General features: G+C 44.5%; 19 protein-coding genes. All 19 read right to left on the bottom strand.

Annotation, left to right across the window (positions count from 1 at the left end; translation table 11 throughout):
* Position 1: 1 nt before the first annotated feature.
* Positions 2-1,270, bottom strand: a complete 1,269-nt coding sequence (locus tag E2R65_RS10690; RefSeq protein ID WP_158285254.1) for an efflux RND transporter periplasmic adaptor subunit — start codon at positions 1,268-1,270, stop codon at positions 2-4.
* Positions 1,233-2,450, bottom strand: coding sequence for an HlyD family efflux transporter periplasmic adaptor subunit (locus tag E2R65_RS10685; protein ID WP_158285253.1), 1,218 nt, complete (start codon positions 2,448-2,450; stop codon positions 1,233-1,235). Before E2R65_RS10685 ends, E2R65_RS10690 begins: the two co-directional genes overlap by 38 nt.
* A 31-nt stretch (positions 2,451-2,481) precedes the next feature.
* Positions 2,482-3,714, bottom strand: coding sequence for a TolC family protein (locus tag E2R65_RS10680; RefSeq protein ID WP_134336475.1), 1,233 nt, complete (start codon positions 3,712-3,714; stop codon positions 2,482-2,484).
* A 4-nt stretch (positions 3,715-3,718) separates the two neighbouring features.
* On the bottom strand, positions 3,719-5,611 hold the full coding sequence (locus E2R65_RS19910; protein WP_134336474.1) for an efflux RND transporter permease subunit: 1,893 nt from the start codon (positions 5,609-5,611) through the stop codon (positions 3,719-3,721).
* Positions 5,589-6,881, bottom strand: a complete 1,293-nt coding sequence (locus E2R65_RS19905; protein ID WP_134336473.1) for an efflux RND transporter permease subunit — start codon at positions 6,879-6,881, stop codon at positions 5,589-5,591. Before E2R65_RS19905 ends, E2R65_RS19910 begins: the two co-directional genes overlap by 23 nt.
* Before the next feature lie 45 nt (positions 6,882-6,926).
* Positions 6,927-7,175 carry a heavy metal-binding domain-containing protein gene (locus E2R65_RS10665; protein ID WP_134336472.1) on the bottom strand — a complete coding sequence of 83 codons (249 nt, stop codon included), beginning with the start codon at positions 7,173-7,175 and terminating at the stop codon, positions 6,927-6,929.
* Positions 7,176-7,296: 121 nt separating this feature from the next.
* Entirely contained in the window at positions 7,297-7,665 is a 369-nt protein-coding gene (locus tag E2R65_RS10660) for an HYC_CC_PP family protein (protein ID WP_134336471.1), read from the bottom strand.
* A gap of 164 nt (positions 7,666-7,829) precedes the next feature.
* Entirely contained in the window at positions 7,830-8,183 is a 354-nt protein-coding gene (locus E2R65_RS10655; RefSeq protein ID WP_134336470.1) for a DUF6799 domain-containing protein, read from the bottom strand.
* A gap of 55 nt (positions 8,184-8,238) precedes the next feature.
* The gene (locus E2R65_RS10650) at positions 8,239-10,263 is read right to left on the bottom strand and encodes a copper-translocating P-type ATPase (protein ID WP_134336469.1); all 2,025 of its coding nucleotides are present in this window, start codon (positions 10,261-10,263) and stop codon (positions 8,239-8,241) included.
* Positions 10,264-10,273: 10 nt separating this feature from the next.
* Positions 10,274-10,495, bottom strand: coding sequence for an SHOCT domain-containing protein (locus tag E2R65_RS10645; RefSeq protein WP_183500435.1), 222 nt, complete (start codon positions 10,493-10,495; stop codon positions 10,274-10,276).
* A 17-nt stretch (positions 10,496-10,512) separates the two neighbouring features.
* A complete protein-coding gene (locus E2R65_RS10640; RefSeq protein WP_134336467.1) occupies positions 10,513-10,983 on the bottom strand; it encodes a 5-fold beta-flower protein in 471 nt (156 codons plus the stop codon).
* Between the two features lie 123 nt (positions 10,984-11,106).
* Positions 11,107-13,845 carry a multicopper oxidase domain-containing protein gene (locus E2R65_RS10635; RefSeq protein ID WP_134336466.1) on the bottom strand — a complete coding sequence of 913 codons (2,739 nt, stop codon included), beginning with the start codon at positions 13,843-13,845 and terminating at the stop codon, positions 11,107-11,109.
* Positions 13,846-13,856: 11 nt separating this feature from the next.
* The gene (locus E2R65_RS10630; protein ID WP_134336465.1) at positions 13,857-14,312 is read right to left on the bottom strand and encodes a heme-binding domain-containing protein; all 456 of its coding nucleotides are present in this window, start codon (positions 14,310-14,312) and stop codon (positions 13,857-13,859) included.
* A gap of 3 nt (positions 14,313-14,315) precedes the next feature.
* On the bottom strand, positions 14,316-14,894 hold the full coding sequence (locus E2R65_RS10625; RefSeq protein WP_158285252.1) for a DUF3347 domain-containing protein: 579 nt from the start codon (positions 14,892-14,894) through the stop codon (positions 14,316-14,318).
* A gap of 79 nt (positions 14,895-14,973) precedes the next feature.
* Entirely contained in the window at positions 14,974-15,474 is a 501-nt protein-coding gene (locus E2R65_RS10620; RefSeq protein WP_134336463.1) for a DUF3347 domain-containing protein, read from the bottom strand.
* A 74-nt stretch (positions 15,475-15,548) separates the two neighbouring features.
* Positions 15,549-15,965 carry a hypothetical protein gene (locus E2R65_RS10615; RefSeq protein WP_158285251.1) on the bottom strand — a complete coding sequence of 139 codons (417 nt, stop codon included), beginning with the start codon at positions 15,963-15,965 and terminating at the stop codon, positions 15,549-15,551.
* 72 nt (positions 15,966-16,037) lie between these two features.
* The gene (locus E2R65_RS10610) at positions 16,038-17,288 is read right to left on the bottom strand and encodes a hypothetical protein (protein ID WP_134336461.1); all 1,251 of its coding nucleotides are present in this window, start codon (positions 17,286-17,288) and stop codon (positions 16,038-16,040) included.
* A 225-nt stretch (positions 17,289-17,513) separates the two neighbouring features.
* Positions 17,514-17,864 carry a hypothetical protein gene (locus E2R65_RS10605; protein WP_134336460.1) on the bottom strand — a complete coding sequence of 117 codons (351 nt, stop codon included), beginning with the start codon at positions 17,862-17,864 and terminating at the stop codon, positions 17,514-17,516.
* Positions 17,865-17,996: 132 nt separating this feature from the next.
* A complete protein-coding gene (locus E2R65_RS10600) occupies positions 17,997-18,713 on the bottom strand; it encodes a TylF/MycF/NovP-related O-methyltransferase (RefSeq protein ID WP_134336459.1) in 717 nt (238 codons plus the stop codon).
* Positions 18,714-18,815 lie beyond the last annotated feature (102 nt).

The raw sequence follows: 18,815 nt of genomic DNA, 5'->3' as shown, positions 1-18,815 counted from the left end.
CCTACATTTTCATCCCGGCCATCGTGTTGCCGCTCCCGTTTTTAAAGATGGCTTCACTGTTTAATAAATACGCACCATTGATAACGACCACGTCACCTGAATTTAAGCCTGATAAAATAGGCAAATAGTTTTGGTTACCGGTACCTGTTTTGATCATTCTCGGTGAAAAACTACCATCCGTATTTTTCACATAAACTATGCTACCCTTGCCATTGGTGAGGACAGCCGAAGTGGGTACTGCTAACGAACTGGAATTGCCACCACCTATAGCGATATACGCTTGCATACCGGGCCGGATCAAACCTTGCGGGTTGGGGATACTTATCCTAATCAGATCCACTTTTGATGTAGCTGACAACTCCGGATTTATAAATTCCACCTTACCTTTGATCAATGCATCGTCTAGATCTGGAAAGGAAACCTTTACGATATTATTCTCTTTATAGTTTCCGGTTTCATTTGCATAAAGCTGTGCCTCCACCCATAAGCGATTTAATCCCTGGGTTTTCATGATGGGCATTCCTTCGGTCACATAGTCGCCCTCGCGTACCATAATATCGCTTACCGTCCCGTTAACCTTGCTCAGTATGGGGACTATTGCAGACACCTTTCCGGATGATGCCAGTGTTTTGATCTGCGATTGGGACAAGCCCCATAACTGGAGTTTATGCGCTGCGGCGTCTATCAATTGAGCATAATCTACATCAGGGTTATTAAGCTGCTTTTGCTGCTGACTGGCTAATAAATATTCTCTCTCAGCTTCCAGCAACTCTTCGCTGTAAATGGAATAAATAGCCTGGCCTACCCCTATTTTTTCTCCTATAGTCTTTACAAATAATCGCTGTATCCTGCCGGGTATGCGGGCACTTATATCTTCTGCCTTGTTTTCATCGGTAGTAACCGTTCCTGTAAGCGTTTTCTGATCGCCGATGTTTTGCTCCCTAACAGTATCTGTTTGTATATCGGCTAATTGGACCTGTATGGCCGTCAGCCTGAGGCTGGGTATATTCATATTGTCCATGTTTGAGGTACTTTCAACCTTTATCAGTTTCATACTGCAAATAGGGCAATCCCCCGGATGGTCTTCATGGATCTGCGGATGCATTGAGCAGGTGTAATACGCATTACTTTTTTTTACCATATCCATAGTTTCGGGCTTGGCCGGTACTTTTTGTTTACACGCCGCAAGAATAATGGTAGCTGTAAAAGCCAGCAGCAAGTATTTTATCTGGTTATTTTTCATGGTTGTCCGTTTTAATAAAGCTTTCACTATCTGTTAAATATTGGGCATCTGCGGCAACATTATCGGTAGCGCTTAAACCGTTCTTTATCTCGATCTCATTATTATGGCTCATTCCGGTGGTTATCTGATGCGCCCGGTAAACACTGCCGTCTTTTATCCATACTATTTTTGTTTGCCCCAGGTCGGTAATCGCCGTCCGGGGTATCCACAAGCCCGCGGTTTCGCCCGTTTGTATCGTTGCCTGTACCAGGTTGTTCACTTTTAAATGATGGGCATCGTTTTTAATATAAACCCGGATACTGGTGGTTTTATCGCCGCTTTGCAAAACCGGTTCTATAAAATCCACTTTCCCGCTAATGCTTACTTCTGGCTGGTCGGGTATGGATATTTTCACACGTTGGTTTAATTTTAAAGCGGCTAAGCTCGCCGGATCGACTTTAATAACAGCCCATAGCCGGCTTGGATCAATCACATTAAAAACGGTTTGCCCGGTTTCCACATAAATGCCTTCTTTTATCGTTAACGGGCTGTTGCTCTCAAAAGCCATTCCTTGACTTTGCCAGGCAGTGCCTGCCATACGATTGCCAGGCACATCAGTAATATAGCCTTGGTAGGGGCTAAAAACAGGCAGGCTGTAATATAATTTCCCCGAAATTATCACCTGGTTTACCTGGCCGGTTGTCATCCCCAATAGCAACAATTTTTGCTTCACGGCGCTGATCAGATTAGTTTCCTGCGGGGAGTTTGCGTTTAAAAACAACAGGTCTTGTTGTGCGGTGACCATTTCGGGGCTGTATACATCAAAGATGCGCTGCCCGCGATGTACCTGCTGAAATCTATATTTAAGATATAATTTTTCGATACGCCCCGGAAATCGTGCAGCGATGTTATTGAAGGTGCGCGTATCAAAATCAAGGTAGCCCTGTGCCGAAATTTGGGTCGGTACCGTTTTTTGCTCGGGATGAACGGCCTTAACGTTTGATATCACCGTGGAATTGACAGGTTGTAAAACAGTAAGTAGGCTAATCCCCGCGCTTTTACCAGCGGTGCCTGATTTTTTTACCAGCGACATCCCGCATATCGGGCAATTACCGATGTGGTCCTCCATGATCTGGGGGTGCATAGGGCAGGTAAATTTACCGGTCATTTTTTCATCGGCCACAGGCATGGTTTTTACTTTCTTATCAGAACAGGCACTACTTAACATTGACGTTAATAATATGCAGCCGAACACTATTTTAATATTTTTCATTTTCCTTTTCGTAAGCAACCTGTAATCGTAATAGTTCCTGTAAGCGGTCAAGTGCTTCCATTCGTACCATTTGCAGATCCTTAATACCATTCAGCACCGATGGAAGATCCCCCGTATTTTGCTCGTAAGATAGCAGGGCAGTCTTGTAGCTGTTCTGTTGAGCGGGAATGATATTTTGCCGGTAATTAATCAGTAACCTTTTCCTGCTGCTGATATCCGCTTTTAAGGCGGCGATCTGCCCTTCAGCCTGGTTTAAAACATCCACCTTCTTTTGTGCTAACGCTTCCTGTTCATAACGGATACCTTTTAGGTTCGCTTTGTATCCTTTAGAGGCCCATGGCACGATAGGTATGGTGATGACTCCCATTAGGGTATATTGACTTGGTGTATTATTGAACCCTATCATGTGGCCAGCCTGAATGCCGAAGTCTGGTTTCCGCTTGCTATATTCTGCTTTGGCATTAAGCTGCTGCAATTCAATGCTGCGGCTGATCCCTCTGATATCACTGCGGGATGTGGCCAATGATGAAGTATCAGTTAACGAAGTTTCATAATCTCTGATTACCACGTTGGTATCTACCGAAAATGCCTCCCGCTTATCTCTGTTCATTAATGTATTGAGCATGATGTTTTTTTGCTGTATTTCATTGTTCAGCAATTCCCTTGTATTATCTAATTGGTACAGGTCAGCTTTAGCTTTGTAAATATTGCTTAGTTTTTCCTTTCCGTAGGTCAGCTTGATATTGGCGTCTTTAATCATATATTCCAATAGCCCCTGTGTGCTTTTCAGCAAAGCCAGCTTTTTTTCCAGCACTACCCGGTCAAAATAGGCTGACCGAGCCTGCGCGAAAAGCTGGTTTTTCAGGTAATTTTTATCTTCCGCCGTTACTTTGGATACCCCTTTCAGATAGTCTTCTTTCGCCCGGAGTTTGACGGGATTGGTAAATGTTTGCTCACCATAGATCATGAACCACCCAGCATAAGGTTTTGGCTGGTAGTTGACCTGGTATTGGCCCGCGCTGATCTTAGGTGCCTCCAGGCTTCTTGCGCCCGCTACGTATGCATCTTCTGCACTTATCTTGCCATCAAAAGAAAGCAACGAGGGGTTCAGGTCAATTCGAGCCATTACGCTGTCTATCGGTAAATACTGTACCTGTGCTTTTGCGGTTAGGCCGGCGAAGCAAAGCAGTGTTAAGTATATTGTTTCTTTAGTTTTCATTTGATTAATGGTTTACTTCTAATACTTCCAGTTTACCGAGTTTCTTTAACTCGTATTCCTTAACCATCAGGAAGATGAGCGGCGTTACTAAAAGAATATGTGTCGAAGAGGTTAAAACCCCGCCTATCATAGGCAGCACAATGGGCAGCATGACATCGCTGCCTGTTCCTGTTGCCCATAATACAGGTACTAATCCAAACAGGGCCACACAAACGGTCATCAATTTGGGCCGCAAACGTTTTACCGCGCCGTTCATTACATAAATTCGCAGGTCTTCTTTGGTAATGGTTTCCTTAGAATTGCCTTTTAAAGCTACCAGTTGCTGCATCGCATCGTTCAGGTAAATAACCATAACAATACCCGTTTCTACCGCTATGCCAAACAGCGCAATAAACCCTACAGCTACCGCCACTGATAAGTGCACTCCAAAGAAATACACCATATAAGCCCCGCCGATAAGGGCAAAGGGAATGGAGATCAGACTAAAAAACGCTTCCCGGATAGAATGAAAAGCAAAATATAAGCAAGCAAATATGATCAGCAGCACAATAGGGAGGATCACTTTCAAGGTGTGTTCCGCCCTGATCAGGTTTTCATACTGGCCGCTCCATTCCATATAATAGCCTTTTGGCAAGCTTTTTACCATCGTATTCAACCTTTCCTGTGCATCCTTTACCGTGCTACCGAGGTCACGGTCACGGACATTAAATAACACCGCGCCACGTAACAGCGCGTTTTCCGATTGGATCATCGAAGGCCCGTCGCTGATCGTGATATCGGCAACGGATGATAAGGGGATAGGCCCGTAACCGGGGGTTTGCACCAGTGTGCGTTTGATCGCATCAAGGTTGCTGCGGTAGTCCTGTGCCAGGCGCAGGTTCACACTAAATCTTCTTCGGCCCTCAATTGTCGGTGTCAGGCTCATTCCGCCTAACGCGCTTTCAACCACCTCGTTCACATCATCCACACTTAAACCATAGCGGCCTATCGCATCCTTGTTGATCTGTATATCGAGGTATTTGCCGCCGGTGATGGGGTCAACATAAATGTCCTTGATGCCGTTTATTCCATTTAACGCGGCCTTCATTTTATTTGATAAGGCGTATAGCGTATCGATATTTTGTCCGTAGATCTTTAACCCTACATCGGTACGGATACCGGTTGAAAGCATATTGATGCGGTTGATAATAGGCTGTGTCCAGCCGTTTACCACGCCGGGAATCTGCAATTTGGCGTTTAGTTCATCAATAATGTCTTCTTTTTTGATCCCTTTGCGCCATTCGCTGGTTGGTTTTAACAGGATGATGGTTTCTACCATGCTGATCGGCGAATTGTCTGTAGCCGTATTAGCGCGCCCTGCTTTACCCAGAACGTTTTTTACTTCGGGAATACTTTTGATGATCCTATCCTGCACCTGCAATAGCTGCTTGGCTTCCGTATTGGACACATCGGGCATAGTCACCGGCATAAACAGGATAGTACCTTCATCTAATGGTGGCATAAATTCGCTGCCCAGGCTCATTAAAAGCGGTATGCTGATAATTAACGCGATGACGTTAATCCCTATTGTTGTTTTGCGCCAGGTAACGCACCAGTCGAGTATCGGGCGATATACTCTTTCGAGGGTTCTGGTTAGGGGGTTATGATCGTCTGTCCGCAGTCTCCCTTTCAGGAAAAAGGAGATCAGTACCGGAGCTAAGGTAACGGCAAGGATAGCATCGATAGCGAGGATAAAGGTTTTTGTCCAGGCTAAAGGCCCGAATAGTTTACCTTCCTGGCCTTCCAGTAAAAATACCGGCAGGAAAGAAGCAACTATGATGAGCGTGGAAAAGAACACACCCCGCCCTACCTGCTTGCAGGATGCCTCAATTATCTTAATTCTTTCTGCTGTCGTCATGACCTTCTTTTTCTTGTGCAATGGATAAATTGCGGTGTGAATTCTCTACCATCACGATGCCGTTATCGACGATAACGCCTATAGCCAGCGCGATACCGGTCAATGACATTATATTAGAGGATATGCCAAAGGCATTGAGCAAAATAAAGCTGGCCGCGATGGTAATGGGGATTTGAATAATAATGCTTAATGCACTTTTAAAACTCAATAAGAACAGGATAACGATGATGGATACGGTGATCATTTCCTCGATCAGTGTATGCCTTACGGAGCCTATGGCGCTTTCGATCAGTTCGCTCCTGTCATAAGCGATCTTGAATTTAACACCTGGCGGAAAGCCTTTTTGAATATCGGCCATCTTGTCTTTAACCGCATGGATCACCTTATCGGCATTCTCCCCGTAACGCATCACCACTATACCGCCAACGGCTTCACCATCTCCGTTCTGGTCAAATATTCCCAGGCGTAGATCTCCGCCCATTTGAACCGTGGCGACATCTTTTACCCTAACCGGTATCGTTTTGATAGTACCGATAGCTATATTTTCTACATCCTGTAAGCTCTTGATATAGCCAAGCCCCCGCACAATGTACCCGGTTCCGTTCATCTCAAACTTCCGGCCGCCTACATCATTGTTATTACTCTTTACCGCTTTAAGCACCTGTGATAGCGGAATATTGTAGTAGTTGAGCTTATGCGGATCGATATTAACCTGGTATTGCTTCTCGAAGCCGCCGAAAGAGGCTACTTCGCTCACCCCGGGTACTGTTTGCAAACCCAATTTCACATACCAATCCTGCAACGCTCGCTGTTCGCCAAGATCAATACCTTTGGCATCTAAAGTGTACCACAAAATGTGGCCCACTCCTGTACCATCCGGCCCCAATGTTGGGATGATACCTTGCGGGAGTAAGCGCTGCGCATAGTTCAACCGTTCCAGCACACGGCTTCGTGCCCAGTATACATCTGCCTTACCATCAAAAACCACATATACAAAGCTCATCCCGAACATGGATGTGGCGCGGATAGCTTTTACCTTAGGGATGCCTTGAAGGTTGCTCACCAGCGGATAGGTCACCTGGTCTTCCATGATCTGCGGGCTGCGGCCCTGCCATTCGGTAAATACGATGACCTGGTTCTCCGACAGGTCGGGTATGGCATCGATGGGGTTTTCACGAACGGCGTAAACGCCCCAGGCAAAAAGCCCGATGGAAACCAGCAGTACGAGATACCTGTTTTTTAAGGACAGGCTTATCAATTGATTGATCATCTTAATTGCTTTAATCAGCCCCGCCATTAGCGGGGCTGAAATGAATTACATTTTCATTTTTGCTGCAGGTTTCTTTTCAGCACCCACTTTCTTAACCAGGGTCATACCACATTTTGGGCATTTGCCAGGTTTGTCACTCAATACTTCCGGGTGCATGGTACAAGTGTATTGTACTTTGGCCGGTTTTGCTTTTTTGGTTTGGGTGGTGTCGGATACCGCATTGATACCACTGGCTGCAAAAACGGTCGCGGCCGAAAACAGGATGGCAACAGCCATCAGCATTAACTTTTTCATGTTGTTAAAATTTAAAAATGAATAAATAGCATAGGTAAAACCTATACGGGGTTATGAATTAAGATGGATTAAGACGGAAAAGATAGCCGGGTACAGAAAGTACGGACTAAGAAAATACAGATCAGATCCTGTAGGCGCAGTTTAAAGTATAGATCGGTGTAGCAGCACTCCCAGGTGGGGCGTGGCTTTGATAGCCGATTGCTGCTGTTTTTTCCTTTACAGGGACAATGGCATTCCAGTTGCTTAATGTCGGCAGGATCACCGGTGAAAGATCACTTAAAGCGAAAACTGTTGTGTTAACGTGGGTATCCTTTACCTTAAAGGATTTGATATCGTTTTTGCAGCAATTATCCTTATCAGAATGATCTGTCGTAGCGTAAGTAATTTTAACCGAAGCCAGCTTACCGCAGCAATAAAAACGGTTCACCCCGATACCCACACAGGATAACAGGTAAATAGCCGTTAATAAGATAAGCGCGGAGCGTTTCACAATTCGAAGATAATAAAATTATATATTTTGAATGACAACTCTTTATTCTGCTTAACTATTGACTTAGTCGCAATTATTTCAAAAAGCTTACATAAAACTAATAAAAAAATTTAAATAAACCCGGCTGATTATAGAGAGTCAGCCGGGTTTTTAGACGGAAGCAATTACATCTTCATCTTATCATCCATCATGCCTTTTTTCATTGGCATTTTCATCACCTTACCATTCATCATTACGCATTGCCCTTCTTTTAGCATCATGGTTTTTCCATCTTTCATTTTAACGGTACCGTCTGTCATTACCATAGTGCCATTGATCATAGTCATTGTTTTGGTCATTGGCATACTTTTACCATGCATCATGGTCATCATTTTACCATCCATCATCATCGCAGAGTGGTTCATTTTTTTCATAGACATGTGCGACATCTTATGCATAGAGGTGTCGGCCATTTTGGTTTGTGCCATTGCGCTGTAACTTAAGGTAACAGCAACTAAGGCGATCATAATTCTTTTCATGTTTTTATTGGTTAAATTTTTACTATACACGCACTAATCGAGCCATGTTGGTTGATTATTCTTTTACTTTAAGCATACTGGCATTAATTGCTACCACTACTGTACTAACGGTCATCAATGCTGCCCCGGCTGCCGGGCTTAATACAATGCCCTGGTTATATAATACCCCCGCTGCCAAAGGGAGTGCTACCACATTATAGCCTGTTGCCCATATCAGGTTTTGTATCATCTTACGGTAAGTCGCTTTACCAAACAGGATAAGGCTAACAATATCTTTGGGATTGCTGTTCACCAACACGATCCCCGCCGTTTCTGCTGCTATATCGCTTCCGGAACCTACTGCGATGCCAATATCCGCTTGGGCAAGTGCCGGGGCATCATTCACCCCATCGCCGGTCATCGCCACAAACTCACCTTTACTTTGGAGTTCTTTGATCTTTTCCAATTTTTGATGCGGTAGCACTTCGGCAATAAAACTATCCATACCCAAACTTTTACTTACACTGGCTGCTACTTTCGTATTATCACCGGTAAGCAGGATAGATTTGATATTTTCAGCCTTTAGCGTTTTAATAGCATCTGCTGATTCGGGACGTATCTCATCTGATAAAGCAATATATCCGGCAAGCTTTTTATCGATCAGTACAAACACCACCGTTTCGGTATCATTGGCAATAAAACCCTCCGGCACAGCTAACTTATTTTCCTTCAAATAACCAGGGCTAACCACCATTAGCTTTTTGCCCTCTACGGTCGCTTCGATGCCCTGGCCGGTGATCGCCTTAAAGTTATCGGCTTGAGGAATCGTTAGTTTTAATTCGTTAACTTTTTGCAGGATGCCGGTGGCAATCGGGTGTTCGGATTTTTGTTCTAAGGCAGAAGCTAAACGGATCAGTTCATCTTCCTTTATCTCCTTATTTAGCGTAACAACTTTAGAGACTTCAAACTTACCTAAAGTTAGCGTTCCAGTCTTATCAAATACGATTGTAGTGATCTTCCTTGCGTTTTCAAACGCCGTCCGGTTTTTGATCAACAGACCATGTTTAGCGGATAGTGCCGTTGACTTAGCCACTACTAATGGGACAGCCAGTCCTAAAGCATGAGGACAGCAAATAACAATTACGGTTACCATCCGTTCCATTGCAAATGCTAAGGTTTGACCGGTTAAATACCAGTACAGAAATGTTCCGATGCCCGTAACAAGTGCGATAACAGTTAGCCATTTAGCTGCTGTGTCCGCTAAAAGCTGCGTTTGAGATTTTGACTTCTGTGCATCATCCACCAGCTTAACTACCTGCGATAAATAAGAGTCTTTAGCCGCATGAGATACCGTAACTTTAAAAGACCCGTTGCCATTGATCGAACCGGCGATCACTTTATCGCCTTTTACCTTCAATACCGGCTTTGATTCACCGGTCAGCATGGATTCGTTCAGGTAACTCTCGCCCTCCAGTATGATCCCATCTGCCGCGACCTTTTCGCCGGGCTTAATCAGGATAATATCGTTCTCCTTTAACGTATCTGTTTTTACATCATGTACCATATCCGGCATTACCATATGGGCTTCGGCTGGCATGAGCTGAACCAATAATTCCAGTTCGTTTGACGCGCCCATCACCGACCGCATTTCTATCCAATGGCCTAACAACATGATCAAAATAAGAGTAGCGAGTTCCCAAAAGAAATCCATCCCTTTTAAGCCGAATACAATCGCTACGCTGTAGCTGTAGGCAACGGTAATGGCAAAGCCGATCAGGAACATCATGCCGGGATTCTTTGCCTTTACTTCATCCACTAATCCCGTTAAAAATGGCCAGCCGCCATAAATAAAAACTACGGAGGATAAAGCAAACAATAGGTAGGAAGACCCGGTAAAAGTCCAGTTCACCCCCATGAAGTGCTGTATCATGGTTGATAACAGCATAATAGGGATGGTGAGTCCCAGCACCACGTAAAAACGCTTTTTAAAATCAGCGATCATCATGGCATGATGGTCGTGCTCCGACATGCCCATGTGCGGGTCATGACCCTTTTGCATTTTACTGTGGTCCATACCTTCCGGCATTTTGCTCATATCCATAGTCTTCAGTTTAGTTGGCTAAATCCATTTCAAGGATCTTTTTCTTTTCCTGGTACTCTTCTGTTGTAATTTCGCCAGCAGCAAACCGCTTTTGCAGCCTATTCAGCGGCGTGTCTTTACGCCTGCGCTGACCCGGAATATCGTATGGTGTTGCGAATATCCAGAAAAGCATGATCATCCAAACGAACCACCATATCAAGTGCATTCCTCCAAAACTCCCGTAGTACATCATAATCTTTAATTTTAATATCAGTTAAACGATTGAGATTTCTTTACCGCTTTTTCCTTCGCCTTCATTAGCCAATAGCAATGCGCGGCGCAAGCATGCAGCTTGTAATTTTTGTGCGCTGTTCCGAAACTATGTCCCTGCGGATCTAAAATGGCGCATTTGTCTTTATCAATATCTTTTGTATTTAAAACATTCTCCCCGTCGATATTATAATAAGATCCGTTCTTTTTTGCCGTACCTAATTTTCGTCCGTCGGAGCCGATAACATTGCCGGCTTTGTCGATAAAATATAATTCTTTACCGGTATTATCCCTGACCATATTATTTTTATCAATGTAGCCAAGCTTTGTCCCGCCATGATCATGAATTCCACCTTTGCCATTGATGTAAATTTTCTGAGTGGTGTCCTTTTTCGTTTGGCCAACAGCTTTGACAGTAATACCTATTGCAAGCGTTACGATTATTAATAATAAAAGATGCAGTTTTTTCATGATTGAATATTTTGTATAAGTATTTTACTTAGCACAAAACTCCACTTAATGAACTTTAAACTCAATGATTATCAACAGGTTAATTAGTGACTGTTGTCACTAATTAACCATAGCAGTACTAAATTAATAGGTTAACGTTAAGCCACCCCCAAGGCCCATGTCGCTATCATAATGAGTGGACAATGAAAAGTATTTGGTGATGATATACCGCAAACCTGCTGTGTACTCCTTGTCGGTGTTGATCATGAGCGTCATGCGCAGCCGCTGCGCTACCGGGATATCTTCCCGTCCCAACTGGAAGCGCAATTTACCATTACCGTCGATCCGCATATCAGCCACAAATAGCATAGGTAGCGTATAAGCTACACCCGCAACCACCGTGTGCCGGTTTTCTTTATTACTGACCTGGCCGAAAAGGTTCTTGTAATCGCTGCCAAAAATATTCTTTTCATCAGGGTTAAACTTTTTGTAGTGATAATCGAAGCCCACATAAGGGAACAGCCACTGGTTTCGCCCGATATAACGGCCCACCGTTGTTTCACTTTCATAACCCATCATCGCGTCCGTGCCCAGATGCCACATCGTATTCGCTTTCCAACGGGTACCGCCCAGCATTAATTGTCCGTCAGTACCGTTGCTTTCCAGGCCGACTTTCCCCATCAGGTGGGGCATCTGGTCGTCCCAGAATAACTTTCGTTGCGCCAGTTTCGGATCAGGAACGTCCGGATTGGGTGGGGAGTTTTCATAACTGAACACACGGCCCATACCGCTCATCATATGGTAAAGAATATGGCAGTGAAAGAACCAGTCACCGCCCGGCTCATTGGCGGCAAATTCTATAGTGTCCCTTTCCATTGGCATAATGTCGATCACATTTTTCATCGGCGCGTTCTCACCCTCACCGTTCAGCACCCGGAAGTCATGCCCGTGCAGGTGCATCGGGTGCCTCATCATACTGTTATTATATAAAATAATGCGAAGGTTCTCGCCTTTTTTGATCAGGATCTTGTCCGACTCAGATACCGTTTTATTATCCAGCGTCCAGACGTACCTGTTCATGTTCCCGGTCAGATCAAATTTTAATTCCCTCATCGGGCCTTTAGGTAAAGTAGTTTTATTTGGATCACGGAGCATCGTATAATTAAGGGTGACGATATCAGGATTATCCGCTGCCATATTCATACCTGACATACTTTTATCATTCCCCATCTGCATACCCGGCATATTGCTTTTTTTGTCAGCCGTTTTGGGCTTTTCTTCACCGGTGATTTCCGGGTACATGACCGTATTCATGTCCATGATCTGGTTTTGCATGGCCATGCCGTCCATTTGCACCATATTGCCGTTCATATCCATCATGTCATTCATCATTTTCATCCCGGCGAAGTACTTCAGCTTGGGCATTTTGCCCGCGTAAACCTTTTTCCCCTTACCCAGCCAAAGCGATGCGGATTTGGTGCGGTCCTCCGGGGTGACCAGAAACTCGTAACTTTTGTTTTCCGGGATGGTCACCACCACATCATAAGTTTCGGAAACAGCTATAATCAGCCGGTCCACTTCAACGGGTTCCACATCGTTACCATCCGTCGCTACCACGGTCATTTTACCGCCGGCGTACTTCAGCCAGAAATAAGAAGACGCACCGCCATTGGCGATCCGCAGCCTCACCTTATCACCTGCCTTAAACTGAGGCTGTTCGTTTTGATTTTCACCATTGATAAGAAACTTATCATAGTAAACGTCGCTTACATCCATTGCATTCATCCGCTTCCATTCATTGCCTACCTTGGTTTTAAAATGCCCGGTTTGGATGGCCTCCAGATAACTCTGGGTGGTGCCTTTTTTGATGGCGAACCAATCAGTTGCGGCATGGAGACTGCGAGATACCTCTTTGGGGTTCATATTGGTCCAGTCACTTAACACCAGCGGGATGGTCGGTATATCCCATTCCTGCCGTTTATTCATAATAAAAGCGCCGTACATTCCAATCTGCTCCTGTAAGCCCGTGTGGCTATGGTACCAGTGGGTACCATGCTGTTTGATGGGGAATTTATACAGGTGGGTCGCCCCGGGCGGGATCGGCATCTGCGTCATATTGGGAACACCGTCATAACGGTTCGGCAGGAAAAGTCCGTGCCAGTGCAGAGATGTTTCCTCTTTAAGTCTGTTATGTACATAGATCTCTGCCGTATCTCCCTCGGTAAAGGTCAGCGTCGGCATCGGGATGCTTCCGTTAACAGCAATGGCCCGCTTGGGCTTTCCCCCGTAAGTCACTGTCGTGTCGGCGATATACAGATCGTAACGCACAATACGCGGAGGATATTTGGCTGAGACTGTTTTGACAGTTCCCAGGCGGGCTTTCGCTGCCTGCATTTCGGCCGGTCCAGCGGGCATATCCATACCGTCCATTTTCATGCCGGTCATATTTTCTTCCTTTTTTGTGCTGTCAGCCACCGGCATTTCCATGGATTTTGACGGCTCTCTGACCAGTTTCATCCCGCATTTAGGGCAATTGCCCGGTTGCGTGGAATGGATGTCCGGATGCATCGGGCAGGTGTAGGTCCCGGCATGTACTGCCGGTTTTGTTCCTATTGCCATGCCATCCGTTTTCGCATTCTTCTCCTTTATGGGCATATTCATTCCAATAGCTTTTTTAACAGCAGCTTTCGGTTTTTCTTTGACCAGTTTCATGCCGCATTTGGGGCAGTTGCCCGGTTTCGCAGCATGTATCTCGGGGTGCATCGGGCAAGTATAGGTAATGGGTTGCTGTTTTTGCATCCCGCTCATATTTTGGATATCGTTTTGTGCGAATACTACCTGTCTAAGGCAAAGCAGCACCGCTACGATCAGTATTTTCTTCATCTTTATTTTTTCTACAGGCTATCCGATGTTTGTTTAACCCAATTCATTAATAATATTTGTTCCGCCTTGGAAAGGATCGCGTCCCGGTGAAGCAGCGTGTAGGAAGACAAGGGCATGGAACCCTCCTCCAGGCTTTCACCTATCGCCCGCAATTTGCTCCTTTGTTTTCGGGCGCTGTAAGTTCCGAACGCATTAAAATTTAATTCAGCCTTTCCATCCCGCACATGCCGATCCATCAACAGCCGTACCGGCTGTAGCCTGGCATACCAGGGGTATTCCGTTTGATTGCTGTGGCAATCATAACAGGATCTTTTCAGGATCAGCCCGACGCCGGCAGGTAGATGATAAACGCCGGAGATATCATGGACAGGCGTATTGCCCGTTTCGTTATGATCACGGGAGATGAACTGTATAGCGGTGAACAAAAGCAGGGCAACACCTAGCAAACGTTTGAACATCCGTTTCATGACTTATTTGATTTCTTCTTTAACAGACCCGCAGGTTGGCATTTTAGTACCCAGATAGGGGTTTTTGATTGCTTTGGTTTCGCTTAGCCAGTCAGCTCCTTTGTTATTGTTATACATGGGGCAATGATCAACGTATAAGGATTCTCCCGCGCCGAATAGTTTAACAAGATCGACCATATCCTGGCTCAGCATCTCGAAATGCTCCCGCTGGTGGGGTAACTTCCCAGCGCTTTCGCCAATATGTTCGGCCATTTCTTTAGCATCCCCTTGAATGTCGGCAAAAGACTTCTTTTGAGTAACAGTCAAGGCGGTTTGATCAAAATTGGCGAAGCCTGCCGCGATTGCTTTTCCTGCGGTGGCAGCGTCGTCGCTATTATCAGCGGCGAGCGCATTCTTTAATTGCAGGTAATTGTCAAGAAGACTTTTTACCGCCGGTTTTGTTTGAGCTGCCTGTTTTCCGGTTGATGAGGCCATTTTAGTAGTGTCAGTTGTGCTTGAAGCAACAGGCTTATTTGAATTATTGCAGGCTGCTATGGTTAATGAAGTTGCAGCAAAGGCAACGACGATGATCAGATTTTTCATGACGTAATTTTTATGGTAACATAGTAGCCCTGCTAAACGAAGTAAAATCATTTAGCAGGGTGTTCATTACTCCCGTTGATTATTTGTTCAGGGTTTCGCTCACTTTGCCGCAGGTAAGCATCTGGTTGCCATAATATGGGTTTTTGATTGAGGCATCAGCAGATAGCCAGTAACTCTTCTTCATCGGGCAGTAGTCGTAGTATACAGCTTGGTCGGTCAGTTTAACGGCCTTAGCCAGCTTGAAAAAATTGGCGGATAAATTGGCAAATCGCTCCCTTTGAAGGGAGATATTCTTGCTTTCAGAAATACGTCTGGCATCGGCTGACAGTTTCTCCTGCAAGGACATAAACGCTTCCATATCAGCTGCCGGTAGTGATTTCATGTCCACTGCGCTCAATAATTTCACAAATTCAGCTGAGCCTGCAGCCGCCTCAGGACTTGCGGAAGCAATGAGTGCGTTTTTCACGCTATAATAGGAAGTCAGCAACGGGCTCAATACGGTTGATTTGGCACCTTGAGCGAAAAGTTGTTGAGTAAACGCGGTCGCGATCAGCGCTGCTATTAAAAATATTTTTTTCATGATCTTTTAAATTGATTATTGACATAGTATACTATAAAGCATGGCGTAGCCATTATATATTCAGACTATTCTAATCAGATCAGGAAACTTTGTATGGAAACCCGGATATCCGTGTCAGGAGGCCGTCGCCGCTCATCCGTAACTTTGAGTTGGGGCAAACACATATCACTCACCGGGTTCAAAAAAAAATCAATTGGGTGACTGATAAAGAAAAAGGGTGGTATAACCACGGTGGTATTGCCGGCCGGAATTTGTTTAGCCTGCGAAATAAAGTTATTGACGGCACCTTGGCAGCAGGGGTCATTTGGTGACACCATGGTTTTGTTTGCCGTATGTTGATGAACTGCAGATCCGATGGCGTGCCGGTGCCCGTGATGATCTTTCACCTCACGAAGTTCCCGATGAGCCATATGTAAGGCACAGCTCAACCCGGCGACCGTGTTGAGCAGGAATACAAATAACAATATCAGTGCTTTACCTTTCATTTCCATACAAACTTAAAAATTAGTAATGCGACAGATTTATATAATTCCGTCATATTCTTATATTTTGATAGAAATTGATCAAACCGCTACTCTTGCTATTTTTTGCATGATCGCATGATCGTCGCCAAATTTGCACAGCGCGTCGCAATGCTGCCGCAGGTCCGAAAAGCAGATATATTTCATTTCCATATTACCCTGCCGGATAGATGGTCTGGAAAGCTGCATGAGCACATCTTTCTCCCGCTGATCAGGAACAACGAGATACAGTACTTCCTCCTTATTATTCAGGCTGCAGCTCAGGTCCGTTAAACGCAGGATGCCGGAATAGATACTGGTGCTTTTTTCCACTTCAAAGGCAGCGATCACTTTTGACGTGCCTTTTTGAAACCAAAGTACATCGATCAGTTTGACAGTGTTCAGCACTTCTTTTTCAAGGGAGAGCTGCGGAAAGTCAGCCAGTGAAATAAAGCTGAACTTACTTCCATCCCAGCTTTTGGAACGGTCGTTTGATGCCGCGATGACATCGTAGCCCAGTGCATGCCCAATCTTTAACAGGTGATATTGCATTTCATTATGAAGATGCTCATCTGCCATTTCCGTACGTTTGTCCTTGTGCCGTTTTTCGATGAGTTTTTCAAGCCGGCTACGCTCCGTCTCCGACAGATACTCGTCTTTGCCCAAAAGCAGCTTCTGCGTCCCGATCTCAAAAAGCAGCCCCGCTAAAGCACCGGTATCCAGCGACAACTCATTGCAGTGCTTCCGGTTCATATCCATAATGACCTCCCTGATCTTCAGGTACTCGCTCCAGCTCCCCAATTTCTTTTTATCCTTGAACAAATAATTAAACCCGTTAATGATCGCCGTATTAAAAGGAGGTATCCAGGTAGGGTGCAGAAAATACAGGATACTGGCTACAGCAGGGCCAAGTCCTTTGATCTTCAGTGCATCCAGTTTTTCAATTTCTTTGACCACCTGCTGCTCGTTTTTTGCATGGATGCAGTTTTCAAGGAACTGTCCGAACGCTGTTTTATTCGCCTGGTTCTCATAAATGTCCGGTATTCTCAATTTAGGTTTCCAGTAAAAAGGGTGCGAAGCACCTTCAAAAACCTGTTTCTGTTCCGTAATACAGGAAAGCACAAATTCCAGTGAAGTACCTTTGAAGTCGTTGCCAAAACGGTTGCACTTGATATCGTCGATAACCTGCAGGACACCCCTGCGGATCGAACGAAAGGCCTTTAACCGCTCTTCATTATTAATAAACCAGGTATTATAAACGGATTCCCTGTCGTTTTTGTATTGGCTGATTATAGATTGTAAATGTTCATTCATATGTTATAAATGGGTTGCCGGCATATAACGGACGTCCTAATTTAGATAAGTTAAAACAAACTATATCAATCTGATCAAAATATCACAACCCTTATAATCTGCGGCCGTTTTTTTCTTCACATACAATCATTCGCTATTCCCGACGCATATATGTTACCTGGCAGGATATTAATGCAGGCATTCGTTCATCGCTCGGGTATCATTCAGTTATCTGATTTCCAAATGTTATTCTTCAAGAATAAGGGGAATATCGCCCTGGTCCAGCCATTCCTTTACATTATCCTGAATGATTTTAACGATCTGATCTATTTCTGCTTCTGCGAAGGTTTTACCATCATAATGCCAGTCGTGGAAGGCGTCGTCCATAAAACACAGGCTCCCTGCAAAACACATATAGGTGTCCATTTCCATAGGAGCGGGCGGCAGATTTGCATTCATCATCATCATGTAGAATAGGTGAAATGCACCGGTAATACAGATACCGGTATTCGTTTTAGGTTCTGTTTCAGGAACAATTTTAATTGTTCTTTTTGCACCAAATTGATTTTGAATACCGTAAATAATGTCTTCTTTCATTGCTGTAAGATTTTTATTGTCTGAAAAGTGATCCTTACACAAGTTCAGGTAAGGTTGGTCACGGTTAAAAATGAACGGACACAGTTTTCTAAGCATAAAAGTCTTTATGATAGAAAACCGAACCGCTACCAACTACTTCTTCCTGAAAAATCCATGATAATACTGATTGCCATATAAACAGCTTACGGTTTCCGGTTTGTCTTTTAAAAATTCGTCACAGGCCATTTTAACACCCGGATGGGCATCAAAACCGACCCCGTTAACTGCCTCATCGTAATAGTCCATGAGTATGCAAACTGAACCTTTCGGCATTTTGGGATATACTGCTTCCAGGCAATGAGTTATAACGCTTTTATGCTGGTACCGATCACCCCCAAAACCACAATCAATATGAACGAATGAAATCTGTGCCGGCAGCTGGCCAGGGATCGTATCTTCAAATAACCCTTTATGTAAAACCGGCAATGAAAGTCCTGCATTTTTAAAGTTTTGGATAAGTTGTTCTTCCACACTTCCTTTTATAGTGTATTTTGATTCGAAAGTGTCATAAAGGTGAAGCGTTTTAACGGATTGATGTTGCTCAAGTACTTTTTGGAACAACATGGCGCATTGCCCGGTAAAAGTGCCGAGTTCTATAACGTCGCCCGGGATATCCGCGTCCAGCACATGCTCTAATAAGTGATAATAGTTAATTCGCTGCTCAAGAGTGTTCATGTCAACAATGGTGTCAACAGGGCTTACCGTATAACCTGTTTTCATAAATCTTAGAACTTTATTGGCGAAGGCGATAAGCGATGATTTTCCTTTTAATTTTCCGAAAGGCGGCTGAGTAATAAAATAGTTGCTCATTTAAAATATGGTTAGGATTACTTAATATTTGATTTGTATGCAAACCAGTACCTTAAAGCTCTTTAACTGATTTCGAAAATGCATATATGCAACAGATCAGGC

Source organism: Mucilaginibacter phyllosphaerae, from assembly GCF_004378255.1.
GTDB classification, from domain to species: Bacteria; Bacteroidota; Bacteroidia; order Sphingobacteriales; family Sphingobacteriaceae; genus Mucilaginibacter; species Mucilaginibacter phyllosphaerae.
Note: the sequence above shows the minus strand (reverse complement) of the source record. Positions and strands in the feature narration are given on the sequence as shown.

Coding starts and splice junctions, on each gene's coding strand:
- E2R65_RS10685 (WP_158285253.1), bottom strand. CDS start 2,450: ATGTTAAGTAGTGCCTGTTCTGATAAGAAAGTAAAAACCATGCCTGTG.
- E2R65_RS10680 (WP_134336475.1), bottom strand. CDS start 3,714: ATGAAAACTAAAGAAACAATATACTTAACACTGCTTTGCTTCGCCGGC.
- E2R65_RS19910 (WP_134336474.1), bottom strand. CDS start 5,611: ATGACGACAGCAGAAAGAATTAAGATAATTGAGGCATCCTGCAAGCAG.
- E2R65_RS19905 (WP_134336473.1), bottom strand. CDS start 6,881: ATGATCAATCAATTGATAAGCCTGTCCTTAAAAAACAGGTATCTCGTA.
- E2R65_RS10665 (WP_134336472.1), bottom strand. CDS start 7,175: ATGAAAAAGTTAATGCTGATGGCTGTTGCCATCCTGTTTTCGGCCGCG.
- E2R65_RS10655 (WP_134336470.1), bottom strand. CDS start 8,183: ATGAAAAGAATTATGATCGCCTTAGTTGCTGTTACCTTAAGTTACAGC.
- E2R65_RS10650 (WP_134336469.1), bottom strand. CDS start 10,263: ATGGATATGAGCAAAATGCCGGAAGGTATGGACCACAGTAAAATGCAA.
- E2R65_RS10645 (WP_183500435.1), bottom strand. CDS start 10,495: ATGATGTACTACGGGAGTTTTGGAGGAATGCACTTGATATGGTGGTTC.
- E2R65_RS10640 (WP_134336467.1), bottom strand. CDS start 10,983: ATGAAAAAACTGCATCTTTTATTATTAATAATCGTAACGCTTGCAATA.
- E2R65_RS10635 (WP_134336466.1), bottom strand. CDS start 13,845: ATGAAGAAAATACTGATCGTAGCGGTGCTGCTTTGCCTTAGACAGGTA.
- E2R65_RS10630 (WP_134336465.1), bottom strand. CDS start 14,312: ATGAAACGGATGTTCAAACGTTTGCTAGGTGTTGCCCTGCTTTTGTTC.
- E2R65_RS10625 (WP_158285252.1), bottom strand. CDS start 14,894: ATGAAAAATCTGATCATCGTCGTTGCCTTTGCTGCAACTTCATTAACC.
- E2R65_RS10620 (WP_134336463.1), bottom strand. CDS start 15,474: ATGAAAAAAATATTTTTAATAGCAGCGCTGATCGCGACCGCGTTTACT.
- E2R65_RS10615 (WP_158285251.1), bottom strand. CDS start 15,965: ATGGAAATGAAAGGTAAAGCACTGATATTGTTATTTGTATTCCTGCTC.
- E2R65_RS10610 (WP_134336461.1), bottom strand. CDS start 17,288: ATGAATGAACATTTACAATCTATAATCAGCCAATACAAAAACGACAGG.
- E2R65_RS10605 (WP_134336460.1), bottom strand. CDS start 17,864: ATGAAAGAAGACATTATTTACGGTATTCAAAATCAATTTGGTGCAAAA.
- E2R65_RS10600 (WP_134336459.1), bottom strand. CDS start 18,713: ATGAGCAACTATTTTATTACTCAGCCGCCTTTCGGAAAATTAAAAGGA.